Raw genomic sequence first — 4,452 nt, 5'->3', positions numbered from 1 at the left:
AGATCCTTCATCATATGGCAATGCTGGTACCAAAATGGGTATGTCAGCCAGAATCAGCCCTAAAACAGATGACAGTTCAAAAATATCAGCCAATTTATGTCTTCTGGTAATTGGAATCAGTATGATAGCGATATACAAAAAGAAGGCAGCTGAATTTAAGAAAGGAAATCCGGAAAAATGAAAGGCGTTAGATCCTGGCTGGTGAGAATGACAGAGGGGGTATTCTGTCTGGGCGTGTTTATGATGGTTGTTCCTGTGCTTTTAGGAATGCAATGTTATACGGTGATTTCCGGAAGTATGGAGCCTGAAATTCCAAAAGGCGCTGTGATCTATGTGAGAAAAATTTCCTTTTCCAGGATCAGACCAAAGGATGTGATCACATACCGGATAGGGCAGAAGGAAGGTACGGTCACCCACCGGGTGGTAAGGATTGACGAAAAAAGGAAGGTGCTGTTTACAAAAGGGGACAGAAATGAAATTCAGGATGCATGCCCGGTAAAAGAAGAGCAGATCCAGGGAATCGTCAAAGGGTGTATACCTGTAGTGGGATATGGGATCTTGTTTTTTAAGACAAAATACGGGATGGTGACATTGATAATTCTTCTGGTATTGGCAGAAGGGATCTGTCTGTTTTTGAAAAGAAAGGAGAAGCAGAAACATAAATGCTGAAGGTGAACAGAAAAAAGTATAAGATTTTGGCAGCAGTGGGGATGGGAACCTGTCTGATCGCAGGAGGCACATCAGCAGCTTATTTAAAAGATGCGGTTGGAGAGGTGCAGAATGTGATCACTGTAGGAAACATAAAAGCTGTATTAGAGGAACCCCACTGGAATCCGGAAAAGAAAATATATTTACATCCTGGTGAAAGTACCCAAAAGGATCCGATTGTGAAAAATACGGGGTTAAATGATGAATATGCGTTTTTGGAAATCTGTATACCGAAAAGAGAGATAGCTGTTGTTAATGACGATACAAAGATGAAAATGAACAAGGAATCAAGAGCGGTATTTACCTTTGAAGCAGAAAAAGGCTGGGAACTGGTGAGGCAGGAAGAACAAGAAGATCAGCAGGTCTATGTTTATGGATATCCGGAAATATTAAAGCCAGGAGAAAAGACGGAGCCTTTATTCAGAAATATTCGTGCGGTGAATTATCTGGAAGGAGATCTGAAAGGAGATGAGCTGCTTAAGGTTCAGGTAAAAGCTCAGGTGATTCAGACAAATGTGGAGGGAAAAAGCCTGTCGTTGATCTATCAGGAATTTTTGAAACAGGAGCAGACAGACCAGAAAGGGGAGTCGTATGTATAATAAGAAAAAGAAAGGCAGGATACGTCTGCTTGCAGGTATGGTGGCTGTCTTGCTTTTGGCAGGAAGTGGTCTTGGATATGTACAGGCGGAAAATACCGAAAGCCGGAATGAGCAAAGCGGCCAGGAACTGGAAGAATCTTATCAGAATTGGGAAATCCAGGATGTTGATGAAAGTTTGTCCGAAAATAGAGGGGATGATTTAGCATCTGATCCTGAAACTGCTGCTGAAATACCTGAAGAAATTGAAGACGTGGAAGATGTTATGGAAGAAACGGATTTACTTAACCAGCAGGAAGCAGATGAAGAGTTTTCTGATCAGAATGGAGAGATCCGGGAGAATATAGAGGATCAACTTGCTGATCCGGATTTGAAAAATGAAATAACTGCAGTAACAGAAGGGAAAGCCATCACTTCATCCGGATCTGAATACAGGCTTGTCACTGCTGGCAGTGAAGTTTATAAGGGAAACTATAATCTTCTGGGAGATTCCAATAACAGAAAGAAATTTGTATTTGTTCCTTTTAATAATGCAGGAAATGATGTTGCATATCTGGAAGTGGGAGGTGTGATCTATTTTGTCCCCAGGAATATGAACGCAGCGGGGAAGTATGGATTTCTCGTGCAGAATGTAGGGTTTAACAGTGAAATGAACTGCGGATTGGATATGCGTTTTACAGTTACAGGATATAAGGATTATGTGCTGGATGATAATGGAAATGGAGTATCGGGAATTTATCCTGCTTTTGGATTCTGGAAAAAATATGGCTTATGTTTTGCATTTGGCGGAGCTGACCAGAATATCCGGATAGAGATTCTGAAACATGGAACAAGTATACCGGTAAAGGGGGATTACAGTTTTCGCTGGCTGGATATTGATGCAGGCCAGAGATTCGGAATCCGTCTCCTGGATGGTACCTTGGCAGGACGATATGCAATGAAAAGCTGTTCTGCTTACTATCAGAATGATTTTTCCAGGTTTAATCAGACATACCAGATGGTGAATGCTGCTCAGAATACAGATTATCATGGAAAAACGGGAAATTGGATGGATGGTACTGTATATTGGGAACTGAAGGATTGCTCCAAATTGAATCTGCTGATCGCAACCGCAGGTAACTCCAAGCAGGGACGCAGGCCGGCAGAATCCAGCAGGGAGAAATATGCACAGTACAGTACCGGAAAATTTCCTGAGGATACAGGAGTGGATATGGGACTGCTTGCCTGGGATGGAGAATCTTATGGTGCAAGAGAGAATCCTCAGAAGATTTACAAATATGTTAGCAATACGGAGGTAAGCCTGGCAGAACTGGCTGGAAAAACAGAAAATCTGGTTGGAGCAGCAGGCGATTCATTTTATTATTATTTGACAAACCATGTTCCTGTAGAGGCACCTGCCTACTATTATAACCAATATACTATTGCGGATATGCTTCCGGTGGGAGCTGTTTATGATGGAGCAGTACAGGTGATCAAAGGAGAAACAGGGGAAGATGTAACCGGATGGTTCCAGGTTTCTACAGAAGGTCAGGCTATTACCTTTCAGTCTGTACACTTATCCAATAGCGACTTTTATGGATCCACATATATTTTTAAGATACGGGTCAGGATGGATACAAGTCAGCTTCAACCTACAGCAGAAGGTAATTATCTGGTTTACCGGATTTCCAATAGTGCATCAGTTACAAGCTGTCACAAAACAGATGCGCAGGCGAAGACAGCTGTTTCTCAGCCGGTATATACTACTTTAAAAGAATTGGGAAAAGGAAAAATCCATATCCGTAAAACGGATGCTGCTGGGAAAGAACTTCCTGGAGCCGTGTTTGAGATCCGGTCTGCTGAAAATATTTATTCTCCGGCAGGAGCTTTACTTCTGGAGGAGGGGACGATAGTGCAGCAGCTTACTCTGACATCCGGGAAAGGGGTTTCAGATCCATTATATGCCGGAAAATATACGGTGTCTGAGATAAATCCACCAGCAGGTTATTGTACGGATCCGGTTCCCCAGATTGTAGAAGTGAAAAGCACCGGGTATGAAAGCCAGCCGTCAGAAGCTGTATTTATTAATAGTCCGACCACAGTATATCTGAAAAAAGTATCTGAGCGTCTGGAAGGGGAAAATGAGTATACACCATTACAGGGCGTAGGATTTATGGTTTGGAATAAAGATAGTGGAAAGGAAACAGGACAGAAGCTTTTTACAGATTCCCAGGGGCTTATACTCTTAAGTGGATATATTCCTGGCACCTATTGTTATCAGGAAACCAACATACCGGAAGGCTATGCCGGAGACCTGATATCCGGAGAATTTGTGATTGATGAAAAAGGGCTGTGCCAGGGGGAGAAGGATCATATGATCCTGGTAGAAAATTCCTGTATTAAAGCTGAATTCCTAAAAGTTGATAAAAGTACCGGACAGCCGATTTCAGGTGCAAAACTTCAACTGACAGATGATAAAGGAACAGTAGTTGAAACATGGATTTCCGGTGAAAAACCTTACAGGATCAATCGGATACCGAAAGGCCTTTACACTTTGACAGAGCTGGAAGCACCTACAGGGTATAAAAAAGGAAAACCAGTAACCTGCCAGATAGAAGCAAGTGATCAGCTTCAGTCCTTCAGGATTATGAATGTAAAGTATGTAACTATAAAACTGCAAAAGACCATTCATAGTGAGGAAATCGTACAGGCACATGGAACACCATGTTTCTTTCTGGGAGTCGCAGGCCAGGATCTGGATGGGGAATCATATACTCTGTTCAAAGAAGTACGTTTTCCTGAAGTTGGGATCCAGGAGAAAAAAGAATATTCTGTAATGATAAGTTTTCAGGTGCCAGCCGGGCAGTATCGGGCCTTTGAAGAAAAAACGGCCAGATATATGCTGGAAGAAATACGAAATGTGAAAAATGGGAGTATAACTGCAGATGGCTGTGTAGACTTTCAACTGTCTGGGAATCAGGACGGAGAAGCGGAATTTGTGAATAAAAAAGTAACGGATGAATACTTAAGTCACACGGATTTTGTAAGAAATGTGATCGTTCCGGCCAAGTGAAAAAATAAGTGGTGCCGGACAAAAATAAATGTGCCAGGTAAAAATATGCGTGTCAGGCATAAAAAAATAGGTGAATTGAAAAAGTAAATTCCACCT

At 42.1% G+C, this 4,452-nt stretch carries 4 protein-coding genes; all 4 read left to right on the top strand.

Going from position 1 to position 4,452, the window contains the following annotated elements:
- Positions 1–181 (top strand): hypothetical protein (locus R1Y93_RS02750; protein WP_500821550.1); only part of this gene is annotated, 181 nt, incomplete at its 5' end.
- The gene (locus tag R1Y93_RS02745; protein ID WP_500821549.1) at positions 178–669 is read left to right on the top strand and encodes a signal peptidase I; all 492 of its coding nucleotides are present in this window, start codon (positions 178–180) and stop codon (positions 667–669) included. The genes R1Y93_RS02750 and R1Y93_RS02745, both read left to right, overlap by 4 nt.
- Positions 663–1,307, top strand: a complete 645-nt coding sequence (locus tag R1Y93_RS02740) for a hypothetical protein (protein ID WP_500821548.1) — start codon at positions 663–665, stop codon at positions 1,305–1,307. The genes R1Y93_RS02745 and R1Y93_RS02740 overlap by 7 nt, the downstream gene beginning before the upstream one ends.
- Positions 1,300–4,356, top strand: coding sequence for an MSCRAMM family protein (locus R1Y93_RS02735; protein WP_500821547.1), 3,057 nt, complete (start codon positions 1,300–1,302; stop codon positions 4,354–4,356). The genes R1Y93_RS02740 and R1Y93_RS02735 overlap by 8 nt, the downstream gene beginning before the upstream one ends.
- Positions 4,357–4,452: the final 96 nt, after the last annotated feature.

The sequence above is a fragment of the Blautia sp. HA3515 genome, from assembly GCF_059933065.1.
Note: the sequence above shows the minus strand (reverse complement) of the source record. Positions and strands in the feature narration are given on the sequence as shown.

Coding starts and splice junctions, on each gene's coding strand:
- R1Y93_RS02745 (WP_500821549.1), top strand. CDS start 178: ATGAAAGGCGTTAGATCCTGGCTGGTGAGAATGACAGAGGGGGTATTC.
- R1Y93_RS02740 (WP_500821548.1), top strand. CDS start 663: ATGCTGAAGGTGAACAGAAAAAAGTATAAGATTTTGGCAGCAGTGGGG.
- R1Y93_RS02735 (WP_500821547.1), top strand. CDS start 1,300: ATGTATAATAAGAAAAAGAAAGGCAGGATACGTCTGCTTGCAGGTATG.